Here is an 18,086-nt window from a genome sequence, read left to right as displayed (position 1 = left end):
GCCGTTTCGACAAAGTTGCGCAGGGTGGCGTCGTCCAGCGGTGTACCTCGGGCGCCGCGTCGGGCGGCGGTGAGCAGAGCGTTCATCTCCGGTCCGGTCGGGTCGACCGTGGCCTCATACGGGCCGCCGCCCAGGCCGCCCTGGTAGAGCACGTGCTCGTCGCGGCTGACCCGGACGACGGGCTCGTTGCGGAGCGGCGCGGGGGGCAGGACGGCGAACCCGACTCCGCTGCCGTCCGTCCGGGCGAGGTTCTGATACTCCAAAGTTCCCCTCGACGTGTACCGAGGGTCGCCGCTGATTGTCACGGTCGAGTTGGCCGGCCCGACGACGACCGCGAATCCGCCCCGGTCGGGATCGGCCTGCATCAGGGTCATCACCGGGATGTCGTCGCTCTCGTCGTAACCGGCGTAGCGCATCTGTTGGGCGTCGGCCCCGGCCGGACCCACATACCAGACCAGCGCCTCCTTGGTCAGTAGGCCGAACCGCAACGGCACCGCGACCAGCGCGACCCGGTGGCCCGGCTGGTCACTGCCGTAGAGCAGGCGGATCCGGTCGCGGTCGCCGACCTTCCAGATGCCGTCGGGGTTCCAGCCATGCAGCGGGGTGTCGGCGTTCATCCGCGGATCGGTGCTGATCCACACCCGCAGCGTGTCCAGCCAGGCTTGATCGGCGGCCAGCCCGCCCCGGGGCGGCGCGTCGAGCAGCGCTGTCGGGGCGGCGGCGACCGCGATGCCGGGCGCCCAGCCCGGTAGGGGCACCACGTTGGTCTGGACCCCGACGAGCGCGGCCCCGACCGCGACGGCCACCGCCGCCCGGATCAGCCGCGTCCGCCGGTGCCGTCGCTCCCGCCGGGCGAACCCCGGCCACGGGTCCTCAGGTACGTCCACGCCGTGCGCGGCCTGCCGCAGTGCAGGACTGAGCGTCGAATTCGCGAAGCTCTCGGTCATGCCAGTTCCTCCTGAAGTCCTGCCGGGGACTGAGGGGCGGGTGGGGCGAACTCGACCCGCAGTCGGGCCAACCCGCGCGACGCCTGGCTCTTGACCGAGCCGATGGAGCAGCCGAGAACTCTGGCGGTGTCCGCCTCGCTGAGATCCTCGAAGTAACGCAGCACCAGAATCGCCTGGGTCCTGGGCGGCAACCGCCGCAGCGCGGTGAGGAGCAGTTCGCGCTCCTCCACCTGCACGTACGCGTCCGGCGTCGGTGCGCCGTCGGAGGTCAGCAGCGGCACCTCCAGCGGCCGCCGCCGACGCCGCCAGGAGATCGCCGTGTTGACCATCACCCGGCGTACGTAGACCTCGGGCGCGTCCCTGCGCAGTACCCGCCCCCAACGCCGGTGGGTCTTCTCCAACGCCGACTGCGCCAGGTCCTCGGCTGTCCCCCGGTCACCGGTCAGCAGGTAGGCCGTTCGCAGCAACGGCCCCCATTGCCGTTGTACGAACAGCCGGAACTGCTCGTCGTCCTCGTGCCGTCCCACGCCACCTCCAGGTCGCGTCCGCCTCGCGTCCACGTGCGGACGCAGAGTCAGACGCGACCGACGGCGTCCAGGGTTGAGTGGAGGAGCCGCGTCCGAGCCTATTCGTCGCAGGCGTCCTGGAACTGTGCAAGGTACCCGTCCAGCGGCTGGAGGCCGACCTTGGCGCGCCGCTCGTGTACCCCGGCCTCGTCGGCGATCGGCCTCGGCACCGGGCGTCCATCCTCGCATCCGCCGAATTGAGTACCGTAGATCTGTGGCCGTCCGGAGTTCACCGCGACCCGATCCTCCAGATAGGCCAACTCGGTCGCGTCGGCGGCTCCGGCGGCCACCGCCACGCACATGAGTCCCAGCGCCCGACGCTGAAACGCGACGTCGTGATCGGCGTGCTGGGCGATCAGCCAGGCCGCACTGGCACCGTCCGCGCCCACGAGACGCGCGTCCGGCCAGCCGTGCTTGTCCATAACGTCGCGGAGCCGATCGGTCCGGCGGGCGTCGTTGTTGGTGCTCACCTTGCCAGTACGCTCGGCCTGGTCAGCCTCGGCCATCTCCAGGAACTCCCGCCGTAGCTCCGGCTCGGTTGGTGCGTCCCGCCGCCGTTGCGGTGGCAGGTCGCTCACCTCGCAGCACCACGTCGTCGCTGACGCCTTCCCCATCATCGCAGTATGCCTAGAAAGCCCGCGCTAACCGCGGCATGACCGCCCATCGCGGCTAGAAGCGGACGCCGGGAATGCGCTGGGGACGGGTTTCCGCCCAGATCGTCAGCTACGGTTCGTGGTCACATAGTCGAGGGAGGCGGTGAACTTCTCGACCGGGTCGCCGAGGATCTGCCACGGCCACTCGGTCACCACCCCGTCCAGCAGCGCGAACGCGTGCGCGGCCGCGTCGAACTCGTCGGCCAGTTCGAGGGCCATCGCGAATGTCGCCACCCGCGGGGCCCAGCCGGGGCCGGCGGGAATGTAATCCGGGTGGAAGATCGAGCTTTCCGCCGCGGTGAGAAGTTCGGCACGGACCTCGTCCGAGACGATGTACGCGTTGCCCTCCTCCCGGTCAGTGGCGCTCCACTTCTCGATGTGCGCGACGGCCACCAGTTCGTGCAGGAGGCTGTTCGGTCCGGCCGCCGTTGCGGCGCTCCGGGCGAAGTCGAACATCTCCTCGTGGCTGCCGGACCATTTTTCACACAGATACTGCAACCGCTGCTCGTGCGCGACCACGTGCCCCGGGTGTAGTCGAGTCACCGCCTCGAAGCGCTGCCGGGCCTCCGCCGACCCGACGCTCAGGCCCCGGGAACTGGTAACCAGCCATGCCCACGCGGTCACGTTGTCGGGTTCGCGGGCGAGCACCTTCTGCAACAACGTCTCGGCGTAGCGCAACCGCTCATGGAAACCCCTGAACTGAGCAGCAGTGGTGTACTTCGCCCGCTTGCCGCCGCGTGCCTCCCACGCCCAATGCACGGCGTGACAGCCGGCGACCAGCACGGGCAGAGGCGACTCAGGCTCGGCGTCGATCCAATCACCGATCCAGTCCTGGACCCCGTCGACCCCGCCGACCGCCTCCATCAGGAAGGCCATCTCGTCCGGATCGGCCGCCATGTTGAGCAGTTCCCGGGCAAACTTCCACTTGCGCTTCTCCATTGCCCGGATCAGGGCCTTCCGGTGCGGGTCACCATAGGTCGGGTCCAGGACCGGTTCCTTGGGTCGCTTCGTGAACAGCCACATGCAACCCAACCCCTATGCGTACGCCGTACCGGGCCACCGAATCCTAGAGGATCAGTGCCGACCACCGCCCACGCCGGTACTCCGGCTTCGTAACGCGCCACGGTAGTTAGATTCGGTCGCGTGCGCACCGTCATGAGCGACCGCCTCCTGCTGCGGCCGTGGCGCGATGACGACGCCGACTTCCTCTTGGATCTTGAGTCGCGCTGGGAGGTGGTCCGCTTCCTGGGCGCGCATCCCACGGCCATGAGGTCCCGGGAGGACGCGCTCGCCTCGATCGCGCGTCGGCGCGCCGTTGACCATCCGATTCACGGGATCTGGGCCATCACCACAGCCACGGACGACCGGCTGGTGGGAAACCTTCTGCTCAAGCCGATTCCTCTGTCAGCGGGCGAACCCTCCGGCGGGCCGAACGACGTGGAGATCGGCTGGCACCTCCATCCGGAGGCATGGGGACATGGCTATGCCACAGAGGCAGCACAAGCTGTCCTCGACGACGCATTCGGCCGGGGTCTGGCGAAGGTCCTTGCCGTCACGGCTCCCGACAACCACGCCTCCCAGGCCGTCTGCCGCCGGCTCGGCATGACTCACCTCGGCCGAACGGCGAGGTACTACGACACCCCGAACGAACTGTTCGAGAGCCTGCCCGGCTGACTGGCAAAGACCGCCCCGATCGCCGTCGTCGTGCTCGACCGCCACGTCCGCACATCGGCCAGCAGCATGCGATCGCGTCTCGTCGATGTCGGGTATCGCGCTGACCCAGGGGACCGCGGCTCAGTCCGGCCAGGTGACCCGGGGTGGTAGGGCGAGGAAGTCGGCGTACCGGCTCAGCGCCTCCTCGACCCGCTTGCGCACGGTCGGGTCGAGGTCGACCAGGGGGTTCACGGCCAGGGTTACGCGGGTCTTGGCCAGGGTGCGTTTCCAGGTGCCGACCACCCGGCCGCCGTGCACGATCGTGGCCTGGAAGACGCCGTTGCCACCCGGGATGATGGCCTGCTTGTGCTCCGGGTCGAGCATCAGCGTGCGGTCCTTGAAGCCGAGCAGGTATTCGTCGAAGCCGGGCAGCGCCAGCACGTCCGCCACCGGCGCGCGGGGCGCGTCGAGCAGGGGAGTGTGCAGCACCGCCTCGGTGCCGTCGACGTTGACGGCGGTCAGGTCGTCGCCGGCGGCGGCGATGGCCCGCTTCGCGTCGGTGGCGGTCAGGCCGGTCCAGCCGGCGAAGTCCTGCCGGGTGGTGGGGCCGTGGCTGCGGAAGTAGCGCAGCGCCAGGGTGGCCAGCGCCTCGTCCCGCTCCGGCTGGTGCTGCCCCGGTGCCCACTCGTCGAGCAGCGCGAAGGTCTGCTCGGTGCCGACGTTGGGAGCGATGCAGGTGACGCCGCGCTGGCTCGCATACCACAGCAGGTGGTAGCCGCGCTGGCCGGCGCCGTCGATGCCGGCCTCGGTCAGTGCGGCCACGCACTCGGCGCGGGTCAGCCGGCCACCGTCGGCCAGGGTGTTGCCCAGCACATCGGCGGCGCGGTCGGCCTCGGCCTCGGACAGGCCGAGGAACTCCCGCCGCCGGGCCGCGCCGGCCAGGGCGCGTACGCCGGTCAGCTCCAGCAGCCAGCGGGCGTCGCGGGCGGGCACGAGGTGGATGGTGCCGCGCATCGGCCAGGTCCGCAGGGCCTCGCGGCGCTCAAGCGCGGCGTGCACGTCGGCGTGGGTGGACCCGGGCAGCCGTACGCCCAGCGACCACATGCCGCTGGCCAGGTCCTGTGCCTGCATGGCACCGAACCACTCCACCACCTCCGCCACGCTGCCGGGCGGTGCGGCGGTGGGGTGGGGGCGCAGCAGGAGACTGGTCATCCGCAGTGCGAGCGCCTCGGCGCCGGTCAGCGCCGTCGAGCCGGTGGGTGCCACGACGTCGGCCGCCTTCCTTCGGTGGTCGACCGCAGCATAGGACCGGGCACCGACATCCGGGGCCGGATGGCCGCCTCCGCGACGCCCCTGATCGCGCTACGCCAGCCTCGTTGATGGCGGAGCGCGATCCCCCGTTCAGGTTCGCCGGTGCGGGGCGGCGACGGGATCGCCGGCACCGGTGTCACCAGGATGGCGTTTTCCGGCCCGACCAGGAACTGTGACCCGGGCAACTTGCGGACATCTTGAGCAAGCCGTTCAGCCCTGGCGGGGTTGCGGCACCCGTACCGCGGCCATGCCGGCCGCGGTGGCGGCCTCGATGCCCAGGTCCGCGTCCTCGAAGACCAGGCAGGAGCCCGGGGGTACGCCGAGCAGTTCGGCGGCGCGCAGGAACGGCTCCGGGTCGGGCTTGGGGCGGGCGTAGTCCCCGGCGCAGACCAGCACGTCGAACCGGTCCAGGATGCCGAGCGCGTCGAGGGAGGCGGTGACGGCGTCCCGGGTGCTGCCGGAGACCACGGCGAACGGGATCCGGCCGTGCGCGTCGTCGATGTGGTGCAAAACCCCGGGGATGCCGATCGCGGTGGGCAGCAACTGCTGGAAGCGGGCCTCCCGGTCGGCGATGACCGTCGCCACCGGCATGTTCAGGCCCTGCTGCTCGTTGAGCTCGGCGACGATGTCGGCCGTCGGCCGTCCGGCCCAGGCGTAGAACAGCTCCTCGGGGAAGGCGCAGCCCCACTCGTCGAGCGTCTGCCGCCAGGCCGTGTAGTGCTGGGGCATCGAGTCGACGATGGTGCCGTCGCAGTCGAAGAGGTAAGCCTGGAAGTCGCCGGTGGGCAGGGGCAGCATCACCGGCACAGGGTATCGAGCGGCGCAGGTCGGCCTTCCCGGCGGGCCGGTCAGAGCCGCTGGTACATGACGAGCAGGTCGACGTAACCCTCGGTGGGGTGGCGGAAGCCCTCCGGGATCCGGCCGACCACCTCGAAGCCGAGCGACCGCCACAGCGCCACCGCGCGGATGTTGGCCGCCACCACGGCGTTGAACTGCATCGCCCGGTAGCCATCGGCGCGGGCCAGGTCCAGCACGTACGCGCCGAGGGCCCGGCCGATACCGCGTCCGGCCGCCCGTGGGGCGACCATGAAGCTGGCGTTGGCGATGTGGTCGCCGGGGCCGAGCTGGTTGGGGGTCAGTTTGGCCGAGCCGAGCACGGTCCCGTCGGTGTCGACGGCGACCACCGTGCGGCCGGGCGGTGCGACCAGCCACATGTCCCGGGCCCGCGCCTCGTCGACGTCCCGGGGCCAGGTGTAGGTGTCCCCGGCCGAGACGATCTCCCGCAGGAAGGGCCAGATGCCGGGCCAGTCCCCGGCGGTCGCGGTCCTGATCTCCATAGCGGCGAGCATGCCAGCCGCGCGCCGGGCGTGAGCCGGCGGGCCGCTCGCCCGCCGAGCTGCTCAACCCCGGCGGCTGCCGGGTTACAGCAGGCCGGCGGCCATCGCCGTGGTGACCGCGGCCGTCCGGTCCGACACGTCGAGCTTGTTGAAGGTACGCAGCAGGTGGGTCTTCACGGTTGCCTCGCTGATGTGCAGCTGGCGACCGATCTCGGCGTTCGACAGCCCCTGACCGACCAGCCGGAGCACCTGCACCTCCCGGGGGGACAGCGTCTCCCGCCCACCGGGCCGGCGGACCTGTCGCAACAGCCGGGTGGCCACCGACGGCGCGAGCACCGTGCCGCCGCACGCCGCGGTGCGTACCGCGTTGATCAGATCGGTCCGCGAGACGTCCTTGAGCAGGTAGCCGGCGGCGCCGGCCTCGACGGCGCGGAGGATGTCGGCGTCGGTCTCGTAGGTGGTGAGCACCACCACCCGGGTGGCCGGGGACTCGGCCAGGATCCGCGCGGTGGCGGTAACCCCGTCGCCGCCGGGCAGCCGCAGGTCCATCAGGACGACGTCGGGACGCCGGGCCCGGACGGTCGCCACCGCCTCGGCCGCGTCGCCGGCCTCGCCGACGATGTCGATGTCGTCGGCGCCGGCCAGCATGCCGGCCACACCGGCGCGGACCACCGGGTGGTCGTCCACCAACAACACGGTGATCATCGGTACGGCACCTCCACCCGGATCATGGTCCCCTCGCCGAGCGTCGAGCGTACGACCACCGTGCCGTGCACCTGCTCGACCCGGGCCCGGATCCCGGCCAGGCCGTAGCCGTCGGTGCCGGCGCCGGGGTCGAACCCCACACCGTCGTCGGCCACCTCCAGCGTGACGCGGTCGTCGTCGGAATGCAGCAGCACGGCGACGGCACCCGCTCCGGCATGCCGGCGGACGTTGGTCAGCGCCTCCTGCGCCGCGCGCAGCAGCACCACCTCCGTCGCCGTGCTCAGCGTCCGGCCGGCCGCCGGGCCCGCGGTACAGCTGACCGGCACGCCGGTCTCCCGGGTGAACCGCTCGGCGAGCCGGTGCAGCGCCTGCTCCAACGGGGATCCGGTGAGTTCGCCGGGGGTGAGGGCGGCGACCAGCGTACGCACGTCGACCAGGTTCTCCCGGGCGGTCTGCCGGGCCAGGTCGAGGTGTCGGCGGGCCTGCTCGGGAACGCGGTCGAGGTCGGCCTCGGCGGCCTGGATCAGCATCACCACACTGGACAGGCCCTGCGCCACGGTGTCGTGGATGTCGGCGGCCAACCGCTGGCGCTCCGCCGTGATCCCCGCCCGGTGCGACATCTCGGCCAGGTCCGCCCGGGTCCGCTCCAACTGTGCGATCAGCTCGGCGCGCCGGATGCTCTCGTTGACCGTGCGCTGCGACCAGACGCCCAGCACACACACCATGAACACGATCATCAGCGCGATCAGCAGCGGCGCGACGATGTCGCCCAGGTCCGGGAGGCGGACCGCCAGGACGATGATGTGCACCGAGTGGAGCAGCACCACCGCGCCGATCGCCGGTGCCGCCGGCAGCACCATGAACATCTGCGGGCTGAGCACGAACAACAGGAACGACGCCGAGCCGGTGAGCAGCACCGCCGGCACGTAGAGCAGGGCGACACCGGCCAGGTAGAGGTAGCCGCGCCAGTCCTCGATGGATTTGCGCATCAGCCGGCGGCCGAAGCCGACGTACCAGCCGGCCAGGGCGACGAAGAGCGCGATGCAGCCGATCCGGTTGGCCAGCGGACGCCATCCCTCGGCGGCCACCGCCACGCCGACGCCGACGGTCGCCAGCGCGAAGTAGATGTCCCAGAGCCGGAAGCGCCCACTCCATCCGTCGACGACCACGGCCGGGGACGGGCTCACCGGCCGCGCCGGCCCTGCCAGCGGAAGGTGGTCAGACACAGCACCATCCCTCCGATGCACCAGGCGGCGAGCACGAGCGCGATCCGGCCGTGCTCCCAGGAGGGTACGACCTCCTGCGGGAGGATGCTGTCGGGCAGGAACACCGAGCGGAAGCCCTGCGCCATCCACTTGAGCGGGAACAGCGAGCCGATGGTGACCAGGGGTTCGGGCAGTTGCCCGACCGGGGTGTAGAAGACCCCGGAGATGAAGGCCAGCACGAGGTAGGGCAGGTTCATCACGGCAGCGGCGCTGCGCGCCGAGCGGGCCAGGCTGCTGGCGGCGATGCCGACCAGCGCGCAGGCGGTGGCACCGAGCAGGAACACCCAGCCGAAGGTGAGCCAGCGGACCGGCTCGGTCGGCAGCGACAGGTCGAAGGCGACGACTCCGACGCCGAGCAGCAGGACCGTCTCGCCGACGGTGACCACCAGCGCCATCAGGACCTTGCCGAGGAAGTACGCCGACGGCGGCATCGGCGCCCCGCGCAGCCGGCGCAGGGTGCCGTCGTCGCGGTCGGTGGCGATGCCGGTGCCCAGGTTGATGAAGGTCGCCGAGGCCACCCCGGCGGCGATCATGCTCGGCGCGAGGTACTGGGCGGAGGTCACGTCGCTGCCCTGGTACAACCCGTCGAAGATCGACCCGAGCAGGACGAGGATCACCGCCGGCATGGCGAAGGTGAACACCACCGCGTCACGTTCCCGGAAGAAGATTTTCAGCTCGACGGTCGCGCGGTGCAGCCCGAGCCGGGCGGCGGACGGGCGGCGGGGTGCGGTGCGGTGGGCGGTGGCGGTCACGACGCTGCTCCGATCAGGTCCAGATATACGTCCTCCAGGCTCGGTCGGCTGACGGTCAGCCCCGGTACGGCGCCGCCGTAGCGGCGGGTCAGCGTCGCGACGAGCGCGGCCGGGTCGTCGGTCTCCTGCCGGCCGTCGGCCCAGCGCACGACGGTGCGGGCGGAGGCCCGCCCGCCGAGGGTGGCCGGGGTGCCGTCGGCGACGATCCGACCGCTGACGATCACCGCCACCCGGTCGGCCAGCGCCTCGGCCTCCTCGAGGTAGTGGGTGGAGAGCAGGATGGTGCAGTCCTCGTCGCCGGCCAGCTGCCGGATCAGGGCCCAGAACTGCCGGCGGGCCTGCGGGTCGAAACCGGTCGTCGGCTCGTCGAGGAAGAGCAGCCGGGGGCGGCCCACGACGCCGATGGCCACGTCCAGGCGGCGGCGTTGGCCGCCGGAGAGGGTACGGATCCGGGCCGTGGCCTTGCCGGTGAGGCCGACCAGCTCGATGACCTCCCGTGGATCGCGGGCGTTCGGGTAGTAGTGCGCGAAGTGGCCGACGGCCTCCCGGACGGTCAGCTCGGTCAGGTCGGCGCCGTCCTGGGTGACGATGCCGATCCGGGCCCGCCAGTCGAGGTCGGCGCGGGCCGGATCGTGACCGAGCACGCTCACCTCACCGGCGTCGCGGTCACGGTGGCCCTCCAGGATCTCGATGGTGCTGCTCTTGCCGGCGCCGTTGGGGCCGAGCAGGGCCACCACCTCGCCGGCGGCGACGTCCAGGTCGACGCCGGCGACGGCGACGGTGTCGCCGTACGACTTGCGTAGTCCGCGTACGCGGACGGCGGGGGTGTCGGTCATGCCTCGATCGTCGGCCGGCACCGGTGGGGCGCGGGACGACCGGTGGACGGAACCGGGTTGTCCGTCGACCGGTGGACAGACCGACCGTTTGCCGGTGCAAGCACCGGGTAGTCGCCGAAGCTGACACGAATCAGGAAGGACATGCGATGGCGGCACAGGTCAAGGTGGCGGTGATCTACTACAGCGCGACCGGCATCACGTACCAGATGGCCCAGGCGGCTTGCGAGGCCGCCGGTGAGGCGGGCGCGGACGTCCGGTTGCGCAAGGTGCGGGAGCTGGCACCGGACGAGGCGATCCGGTCCAACTCGGGTTGGGAGGCGCACCGGCTGGAGACCCAGGACATCGACGAGGCGCAGCCGGACGACCTGAGCTGGGCCGACGTGGTGATTTTCGGCTCGCCGACCCGGTACGGGTTGGTCGCCGCCCAGCTCAAGCAGTTCATCGACACCACCGGCCCGTTGTGGGCGCAGGGGGCGTTGGCCAACAAGGTGTACTCGGGTTTCACCTCCACCGCGACCCATCACGGCGGGCAGGAGTCGACGCTGCTGTCGCTGTTCCACGTCTTCTACCACTGGGGCGGCATCGTGGTCACCCCCGGCTACACCGACCCGAGCCAGTTCGTCTCCGGCAACCCGTACGGCGCGTCGCACACGAGCAACAACGGCGAGACCGCTCCGGACCACGTCGCCCTGGCGGCGACGGCGCTGACGGCCAAGCGGGCGGTGCAGATCGGCGCCGCGCTCAAGCAGGGCCTCACCGGCTGAGCAACGGCGACGCCGCTCCGCGAGCTGCCCGCCCTGTTGTTAAAAAGGGGCCCTTTTACCACCGCAGGCGTTAAGAAGGGGCCCTTCCTTTCCGGGACCGGCGGCCCGGGCGGGGCTCTCATACCCGCCCGGACCGCCGGCCGTACAAAGCGCTACCCCGGATCGGCCCGACTATGCCTGCGCGGTGGTCGACAACTCCCCGGCCGGTGCCGGCAGCAGTTCGCGCAGCAGGTCGGCCAGGACCGGCACGCCGTCCGGGCTGAGCACCGACTCGGGGTGGAACTGCACCCCGGCGAAACCCCGGCCGCGCAGCGCGTGCACCGCACCGTCGGCCTCGTCCCGGGCGAGTTCGACCGGGCCGTACGGGCTGCCCTGGCGATCGGCGGCGGCACGGGCGGTGAAGGTGGAGTAGAAGCCGACCCGTCGTGGCTCGCCGAACAGCGTGACCGTCCGTTGCGTCCCCTGGTAGGGCGCGTCGCGGCGGTGCACGGGCAGCCCGAGCAGGCGGGCGAGGAGCTGGTGGCCGAGACAGACGGCGAGCGTCGGCTGCCCGCCGTCCAGCAGCCCGGCGAGCAGGGTACGCAGGGTGGTCATCTTCGGGGTGCCGCTGTTCGGGTCGCCCGGCCCCGGCCCGACCACCACCAGGTCGTACCCGGACACCGGCCCGGCGTCGTGCCACGGCCGGACGGTCACCGCCAACCCCAGCGCGCCCAGCTGGTGGGCCAGCATCCCGGTGAAGGTGTCCTCGCCGTCGACGATCAGGGCCCGGCGGCCGGCCAGGGCGGGCAGCGCGAGGGTGCCGGGTGGCCGCTGGTCCAGCCAGAACCGGGCCAGTGGGGCGTTGCGGGCGGCCAGCGCGGCGCGGACCTGCGGGTCGTCGGCGAGGCGGGGCGCCGGACGGGGGCCGGCGTCCGGTGCCTGCGGGCCCAGGCCGAGGGCGGCCAGCACCCCGGCGGCCTTCGCGTGGGTCTCGGCCACCTCGGCGGCGGGAGTGGAGTGGCGCACCAGGGTCGCCCCGACCGGCACCCGCAGTTCGCCGGCCGGGGAGATCTCGGCGGTACGGATGAGGATCGGCGCGTCGAGCGTCTGCCGGCCGGTCTCGTCGTGACCGAGCAGGGCCAGCACCCCGGCGTAGTAGCGGCGGCCGGTGCGTTCGTGCCGGGCGATCACGCGGCAGGCGTTCTCCATCGGGCTGCCGGTCACCGTCGGCGCGAACATCGTCTCCCGCAGCACGTCACGGACGTCCTTCGAACCGCGCCCGGCGAGCAGGTACTCGGTGTGCGCCAGGTGGGACATCTCCTTCAGGTACGGCCCGACCACCTGCCCGCCGTGCTCGGCCACGGTGGCCATCATCTTCAGCTCCTCGTCGAGGACCATGTACAGCTCCTCGATCTCCTTGGTGTCGGCGAGGAAGCGCAGCAGCGCGGCCCGGTCCGCGGTCGCCCCGGTGTGCCGGAAGGTGCCGCTGATCGGGTTCATCATCACCAGGCCGTCGTCGACGCTGACGTGCCGCTCAGGGCTGGCGCCGACCAGGGTGCGCGCGCCGGTGTGCACCACGAACGTCCAGTACGCCCCGCGCTCGCGCAGCAGCAGTGACCGCAGTGCGGCCAGCGCGGCGGTCAGCGGTGGGCCTTGCACCCGGGCGTGCATGGTGCGGTGGATGACGAAGTTGGCGCCCTCGCCGTGGCCGATCTCCTCGGCGAGCACCCGGGCCACGGCGGCGGCGTACTCGTCGTCGGTGATGTCGAAGGCGGCGTCGGTGGTGCGGACCGGGCCTTCGGGCAGGGCGTCGAGGGCAGCGGCCAGGGGCAGCCGGACGTGGCGGTCGATGCGCAGGCACTCCAGCGGCACGCCGTCGTCGACACAGGCGAAGCCACGCTCGGTGACCTGCCGGTACGGCACCACGGCCAGCGTCGCGGGGCCGGGCCGCCCGGCGGGCAGCGGGAGGTCGGCGAGCCGCTCGACGGTGCCCACCGGGCCGGTGAACAGATCGAGGTGGTCGGCGCCGTCGCGGCGTACCAGCGCGAACGGGCCGGGGTCGGCACCGGCGGCGAGCGCGGCGAGCAGGTCGGTCAGCGGTGTCATCGGTCTCCTCGGTGCCGGGGTGCCGCCGTCGGGGGCGGCCCACGGGCCGGGAATTGACCGGCGGCCGCCTCGTCGGGCGGCCGCGTGGGAAAGCTACGCGCGGGGGATGGCCGCCGGGTCGGCGGGCCACCAGCAGGACAGTCGCGCGTGCATGCGACCACCCTACGCGGCGGGTGAGCGACGCGGAAGCCGATCGGCGTACCCGCGTGCGCGGCGGCGTCCTGGCGCCGACGACAGCGGATATGTTGACCCGCGATGAGCATTCTCGCGCTGGACCTGGGCACCTCCTCGGTGCGCGGGCTCGTGCTGGACGGCGACGCCCGGCCGCTGCCGGGCGCGCTGGCGCGGCGCGGGGTGGTGCTGACCGTCGGCGACGACGGCACCGGCACGCTTGACGCCGTCGGTTACCTGGCCTGCCTCGCCGAGTGCCTGGACGAGCTCAGCGAGCAGGGCCGGCTGCGCGAGGTGGAGCTGGTGGCGATCAGCGCGCAGTGGCACTCGGTGGTGCCGCTCGGCGTGGACGGCGAGCCGCTCGGACCGGTGCTCACCTGGCTGGACACCCGGCCCGAGCCGCCCGCGACGTCGGCCGGGCCGGCCGACCCGGACGCCTTCCATCAGCGCACCGGCACCTGGTGGCACCGCTGCTACTGGTCGATGCGGCTGCCCTGGCTGCGCGCCCACACCGGCACCCGGGTGGCCCGCTTCGTCGGGCTGGTCGAGTTCGTGCTGGGGCGGCTGCTCACCGAGGCGCCGATGTCGGTCTCCCAGGCGTCCGGCACCGGGCTGCTGGATCTGCACACTCTGGACTGGGACGCGGAGGCCCGCGCGCTGGCCGGCGCCCGGGTCGAGGAGCTGCCCGAGCTGGCCCCGCGGGACTGGCAGGGCCGGCTGCGCGCCGAACACGCCCGGCGGTGGCCCGCCCTGGCGCGGGCGGGGTGGGCGGCGCCGGTCGGCGACGGTGCCGCCTCCAACGTCGGCTCCGGCTGCGTCGACCACACCCGGGCGGCGGTGACCGTCGGCACCTCGTCGGCGGTGCGGCTGCTACAGCGGATGCCCGCCCCCGCCGACCTGACGCCGCTGCCGCCGCGGCTGTGGCGCTACCGCGTCGACCACGACCACGTGGTCACCGGGGCGGCGTACTCCTCCGGCGGGAACCTGTTCGCCTGGGCGAAACGGGAGCTGCGGCTGCCCAGCGGAGCGGCGTTGGATGCGGCCCTGGCCCAGCTCCCGCCCGACGCCGGCCGGCCGGCGAACGTCCGCTTCGGCGGTGACCGGCCGCCGGGCAGCCGCCGGGCCGGCTCCGGCGAGCTGCGCGGGCTGGGCTTCGCCAGTACCGCGGTGGAGATGCTGGCCGGGCTGATGCACGGGGTGTGCGAGCTGGTCGTCGACGATCTGGCGGTGCTGGAGTCCACGGTCGGGCAGCCGGTGGAGGTGATCCTCGGCGGCGGTGCGATGGCGGCGTCACCGTGGTGGCGCGGGGCGTTCGCCGAGGTGCTGGCCCCGCGGCGGGTGGCGGTCCAGCGCAGTCCCGAGATTGGGGCGACCGGTGCGGCGCTGGTGGTCACCGGCCGTATCGCCGACGCCCGGGCGCTGGCCGACATCGGCCGGACGGATGATCAAGCCTCGCCGACCACGGCATAGGGTGGCGACCGGCAGGTCCTTCCTGAACCTTCGTAAGGGCAGGGCGTTGACACTGCTCCACGGCCTGGTTGGATGGACCGCGCTCCCCGGGTCGCGGCGGACGCGTGCGGAGGAGGAACCTGTGGGTGTAGGAGCGGACCAGGCGCCCGGGGTGTCGCAGCACCGCCGGCGTCGGTTCGATGTCCGGGTGGTGCCGCATCGGCGTCGCTCCCCCCTGCGCCTGCAGGACTGGCGGATGCGCACCAAGCTGGCCACGGTGCTGGTCATCCCGTCGGTCGCCTTTCTGGTCCTGGCCGGGGTGCAGACCCAGAGCCTGGTCAGTCGGGCCAACACGCTGGGCAACTTCGCCGCCCAGGTCGGCATCGGGCGGGAGATCACCCAGCTGGTCCACCGGCTGCAGCAGGAACGCGACCGTACGGCCGGTGAACTGGCCACGCTGCGCGCCGCGAAGAACGAGGACGAGAGCGAAAAGGTGCTGGCCGGCCTGCAGCCGTACCGGGAGGCCGCGGACCAGGCGGCACAGGCCCTGCGCCAGGCGGCCGAGCCGCTGTCCGGCGCCGACGCCTCGTGGCGGAACACGTACGTGGTGGCCTCGCAGGCGTACCAGCAGATCGGATACATCCGCAACGTCATGGCCACGGTGGTGCTGAGCGACGACACCATCCTCGGCAACTACCACCGAGCGGTCGACGCGCTGCTGACCCTGCTGGCGCAGCCGTCACCCGGTGCGGAGCGGCCGGAGTTGTCCGATGCGGTCCTGCGGTACGTGCAGTTCGCCCGGGCCAAGGAGCTGTCGTCGCGGGTACGGGCGGAGTTGTACGCGGTGGCCCGGGCCGGCCGTTTCGACCGCCAGGACGCCGGGCAGCTGACCGACCTGCGGGCACGGCAGCTGACCGCGCTCGGCTCGTTCCGGATCGCCGCGACCAGCGCACAGGTGGCCCGCTACGACCAGATGAGCCTGGACCCGGCCTTCGTCACCGCCGCCCGGATGGAGGAGCGGGCGCTGACGACGACCCGGCCGACGGTGCCGTCCGCCACGCAGTGGTGGGACGCCAGCGAGGAGCGACACGAGCTGCTGCGGCAGTTCGAGTCCGAGGTGTTGGAAACCTCGGCGCGTCAGGCCGACGAGGCCAGCAGCACCCAACTGCGCGAGACGCTGCTGGTGGTCGGTGTGATCATCACGGTGCTGCTGGTGGCGGTGCTGATTTCGGTGCTGATTGGTCGTTCGCTGGCCCGGTCGATCCGCCTGCTGCGGTCGCAGGCGTTGCGGATCGCGCAGATCGAGCTGCCCGAGGCGCTGGCCAGGCTGCGGTCGGTCGCCGGCGGCGTACCGCAGATGGAGGTCTCACCGGCGGTGGTGCGGTCCCTCGACGAGATCGGTGAGCTGGCTGAGGCGTTCGTCGCGGTGCACCGCAGCGCGGTCGGTGTGGCGGTCGACCAGGCGAACATGCGGCGCAACGTCAACGCGATGTTCGTCAACCTCGCCCGACGCAGCCAGGTGCTGGTGGAGCGGCAGTTGGAGCTGCTCGACGACCTGGAGCGGGAGGAGGGCGACCCCGACCAGCTGGAGAACCTGTTCAAGCTGGACCACCTCGCGGCGCGTATGCGCCGTAACGACGAGAGTCTGCTGGTGCTGGCCGGCACCGAGTCGACCCGCCGGTGGAACCGTCCGGTCGGGTTGAGCGCGGCGCTGCTGGCGGCCAGCGCCGAGATCGAGCAGTACCAGCGGGTACGGCACGAGGCGGTGGCCGACCTGCATGTCGTCGGGCACGCCGTCGGTGAACTGGTGCACCTGCTCGCCGAGCTGCTGGAGAACGCCACCGCGTTCTCGCGGCCGGACACCATCGTGCAGGTGATGGCCCGCGCCGAGGGTGCCGGAGCGGTGATCGAGATCGCCGACCAGGGCCTGGGCATGAGCCCGGCGGCACTGGCCGAGGCGAACAGCGTGCTGGCCCAACCGCCGGCCGCGGATGTGGCGACGGTCGAGCGGATGGGTCTGTTCGTGGTCAGCCATCTGGCCGCCCGGCACAGCATCGAGGTTCGGCTGCACGGTGGCGCCGGTGGCCTGGTGGCCCGGGTCAAGCTGCCCGGCGCGTTGCTGGCCGCGGCACCGCCGCCGAGCCTGGACCCGCCGCCGTCGCCACGGGTGTTGCCCGCCGCGGCACCCCGGCTGGGCGCGCCGAGGAACCCGGGCCCGGCGGACCTGCCGGTGGCCGGCCGGCGGCCGATCACGGTGCCCCGCCAGGCCCACGCGGTACCGGTCCGCGCGGAGGACGTGCTCGCGCCGGCGGCGATGCCGGCGAACGCCGGTGGCGGCTGGTGGTCCCGGGAGGGACCGTCGTCGGCGGTGCCGCCGACGGGTGCCGGGATGCCCGCGCCGCCGGCGGTGCCGGTGACCGCCGGGACGAACGACCGGGGTCTGCCGGTACGGGTCCCGATGGCGCAGCTGAGCGCCGTGACCCAGCCGGCCCGTCCCGAACAGCAGCAGCCGGCCCGGCATGACCCGGACCCGGACGCGGTCGGCGGCATGCTGTCGAGGCTGTACAGCGGCGTTCGGCAAGCCGAGGCTGAGGAGACGAAGGTGATACCCGTGCCACCGCCCGGGGTATGGAGCGAAGGGAGACACAAGTGACGACGTTGTCTCAGGAGGCCCGGGACCTGAGCTGGCTGGTCAGCGGGTTCGCGGAGCGGGTGCCGGGGGTGGCGCACGCGGTGGTGGTCTCCACCGACGGGCTGCTGGTCGCGATCTCCGACCACCTGCCACGGGACCACGCCGACAAGCTCGCCGCGGTGACCTCGGGTCTCATGAGCATCACCGCCGGCGCCGCGCAGATGTTCGACGGTGACGTGGTCAAGCAGACCGTGGTCGAGATGGGGCGCGGCTACTTCCTGGTGATGCAGATCCGCGACGGCTCGATCCTGGCCACGCTCGCTGCGGCGGACGCGGACATCGGCGTGGTGGGCTACGAGATGGCCCGGCTGGCCAAGCAGGCGGGGGAGATGCTCACTCCCGCGCTGCGCGCCGAGTTGCAGCAGGCCCTACCCCGCTGAGGTGTAAGTAGGGGCCCCCTGTTAACGCCTGCGGTAGTACAGGGGCCCCTTCTCAACGTCCCGTCGGCAGCCGTGCCGGCCGTCGTTTCGAGCACCGTTGGGCCTGGCTGTCGCTGGTCAACGGAGGCCGAGGGCGCCCGGTGCGGCGGGGCGGGAGGCGAGCCACCAGGCGGCGGTGGCGGCGACCGCGACGACACCGCTGAACACGAACGGTGCCTCGATGCCGGCGTGGGCGGCCAGCGCGCCGCCGGCCAGCGCACCCAACGCGGTGCAGCTGTAGGTGACCAGCCGGGACGCGGCGACGACCCGGCCGAGCAGCCCGCCGGGCACGAGTCGTTGGCGTACGGACAGCGCGGCGACGTTGAGGACCGCGAACGCCGCGCTGGTGGTGACCACCACGACGACCGCGGCGGCGCGGTTGGGCACCACGGCCAGCAGGATCGGTACGCCTGCGGTGACCGCCATCGACCAGGTGAGCACGGGCCGGTGGCGGAACCGGGCGATCAGCCGGTCGGCGGTG

General features: G+C 72.5%; 18 protein-coding genes. 5 read left to right on the top strand and 13 right to left on the bottom strand.

Annotated features, from left to right (window positions below; all coding sequences use genetic code 11):
* The 4 genes from AB0M52_RS07580 to AB0M52_RS07565 form a co-directional block, all read right to left on the bottom strand.
* A partial coding sequence (locus tag AB0M52_RS07580; protein ID WP_363950247.1) for a hypothetical protein occupies positions 1-947 on the bottom strand: 947 nt, incomplete at its 3' end.
* Complete coding sequence (locus AB0M52_RS07575; RefSeq protein WP_363950245.1) at positions 944-1,474, bottom strand: SigE family RNA polymerase sigma factor; 531 nt, start codon at positions 1,472-1,474, stop codon at positions 944-946. The genes AB0M52_RS07580 and AB0M52_RS07575, both read right to left, overlap by 4 nt.
* Positions 1,475-1,572: 98 nt before the next feature.
* Complete coding sequence (locus tag AB0M52_RS07570; RefSeq protein ID WP_363950243.1) at positions 1,573-2,019, bottom strand: DUF6624 domain-containing protein; 447 nt, start codon at positions 2,017-2,019, stop codon at positions 1,573-1,575.
* Positions 2,020-2,232: 213 nt separating this feature from the next.
* Entirely contained in the window at positions 2,233-3,189 is a 957-nt protein-coding gene (locus AB0M52_RS07565; protein WP_363950241.1) for a DUF4034 domain-containing protein, read from the bottom strand.
* A 120-nt stretch (positions 3,190-3,309) separates the two neighbouring features.
* Here AB0M52_RS07565 and AB0M52_RS07560 point away from each other — a divergent pair, with 120 nt between their 5' ends.
* On the top strand, positions 3,310-3,840 hold the full coding sequence (locus AB0M52_RS07560; protein WP_363950238.1) for a GNAT family N-acetyltransferase: 531 nt from the start codon (positions 3,310-3,312) through the stop codon (positions 3,838-3,840).
* Between the two features lie 120 nt (positions 3,841-3,960).
* Here the strand turns inward: AB0M52_RS07560 and AB0M52_RS07555 are convergent, their stop codons facing one another.
* The 7 genes from AB0M52_RS07555 to AB0M52_RS07525 all read right to left on the bottom strand — a co-directional run bounded on the left by AB0M52_RS07555 (position 3,961) and on the right by AB0M52_RS07525 (position 10,025).
* Positions 3,961-5,031, bottom strand: coding sequence for a winged helix DNA-binding domain-containing protein (locus AB0M52_RS07555; RefSeq protein ID WP_363950277.1), 1,071 nt, complete (start codon positions 5,029-5,031; stop codon positions 3,961-3,963).
* A 309-nt stretch (positions 5,032-5,340) separates the two neighbouring features.
* Complete coding sequence (locus AB0M52_RS07550; protein WP_363950274.1) at positions 5,341-5,928, bottom strand: HAD family phosphatase; 588 nt, start codon at positions 5,926-5,928, stop codon at positions 5,341-5,343.
* Between the two features lie 50 nt (positions 5,929-5,978).
* The gene (locus tag AB0M52_RS07545) at positions 5,979-6,467 is read right to left on the bottom strand and encodes a GNAT family N-acetyltransferase (RefSeq protein WP_363950236.1); all 489 of its coding nucleotides are present in this window, start codon (positions 6,465-6,467) and stop codon (positions 5,979-5,981) included.
* 84 nt (positions 6,468-6,551) lie between these two features.
* Positions 6,552-7,172, bottom strand: a complete 621-nt coding sequence (locus AB0M52_RS07540) for a response regulator transcription factor (RefSeq protein WP_363950234.1) — start codon at positions 7,170-7,172, stop codon at positions 6,552-6,554.
* Complete coding sequence (locus tag AB0M52_RS07535) at positions 7,169-8,398, bottom strand: sensor histidine kinase (RefSeq protein ID WP_363950232.1); 1,230 nt, start codon at positions 8,396-8,398, stop codon at positions 7,169-7,171. The genes AB0M52_RS07540 and AB0M52_RS07535 overlap by 4 nt, the downstream gene beginning before the upstream one ends.
* Complete coding sequence (locus AB0M52_RS07530; RefSeq protein WP_363950230.1) at positions 8,356-9,189, bottom strand: ABC transporter permease; 834 nt, start codon at positions 9,187-9,189, stop codon at positions 8,356-8,358. Before AB0M52_RS07530 ends, AB0M52_RS07535 begins: the two co-directional genes overlap by 43 nt.
* Positions 9,186-10,025: an ABC transporter ATP-binding protein gene (locus AB0M52_RS07525; protein WP_363950227.1), complete on the bottom strand. Its 840-nt coding sequence runs from the start codon at positions 10,023-10,025 to the stop codon at positions 9,186-9,188. Before AB0M52_RS07525 ends, AB0M52_RS07530 begins: the two co-directional genes overlap by 4 nt.
* A 146-nt stretch (positions 10,026-10,171) precedes the next feature.
* Between AB0M52_RS07525 and wrbA the strand changes: the two genes are divergently transcribed.
* A complete protein-coding gene (gene wrbA / locus AB0M52_RS07520) occupies positions 10,172-10,789 on the top strand; it encodes an NAD(P)H:quinone oxidoreductase (protein WP_363950225.1) in 618 nt (205 codons plus the stop codon).
* Positions 10,790-10,960: 171 nt separating this feature from the next.
* On the opposite strand, the gene AB0M52_RS07515 is transcribed toward wrbA, so the two are convergent.
* The gene (locus tag AB0M52_RS07515) at positions 10,961-12,874 is read right to left on the bottom strand and encodes an anthranilate synthase family protein (RefSeq protein WP_363950224.1); all 1,914 of its coding nucleotides are present in this window, start codon (positions 12,872-12,874) and stop codon (positions 10,961-10,963) included.
* A gap of 255 nt (positions 12,875-13,129) precedes the next feature.
* Between AB0M52_RS07515 and AB0M52_RS07510 the strand changes: the two genes are divergently transcribed.
* The 3 genes from AB0M52_RS07510 (at position 13,130) to AB0M52_RS07500 (ending at position 17,566) form a co-directional block, all read left to right on the top strand.
* Positions 13,130-14,515: an FGGY family carbohydrate kinase gene (locus AB0M52_RS07510; RefSeq protein ID WP_363950222.1), complete on the top strand. Its 1,386-nt coding sequence runs from the start codon at positions 13,130-13,132 to the stop codon at positions 14,513-14,515.
* A 121-nt stretch (positions 14,516-14,636) separates the two neighbouring features.
* Positions 14,637-17,147, top strand: a complete 2,511-nt coding sequence (locus AB0M52_RS07505; RefSeq protein WP_363950220.1) for a nitrate- and nitrite sensing domain-containing protein — start codon at positions 14,637-14,639, stop codon at positions 17,145-17,147.
* 5 nt (positions 17,148-17,152) lie between these two features.
* Positions 17,153-17,566, top strand: coding sequence for a roadblock/LC7 domain-containing protein (locus tag AB0M52_RS07500; RefSeq protein WP_199523699.1), 414 nt, complete (start codon positions 17,153-17,155; stop codon positions 17,564-17,566).
* Between the two features lie 117 nt (positions 17,567-17,683).
* On the opposite strand, the gene AB0M52_RS07495 is transcribed toward AB0M52_RS07500, so the two are convergent.
* The coding region (locus AB0M52_RS07495) for an MFS transporter (protein WP_363950217.1) at positions 17,684-18,086 on the bottom strand (403 nt) is incomplete at its 5' end.

It is taken from the genome of Micromonospora sp. NPDC051296, from assembly GCF_040682255.1.
In the GTDB taxonomy this organism is placed as follows: Bacteria; Actinomycetota; Actinomycetes; order Mycobacteriales; family Micromonosporaceae; genus Micromonospora; species Micromonospora craterilacus.
Note: the sequence above shows the minus strand (reverse complement) of the source record. Positions and strands in the feature narration are given on the sequence as shown.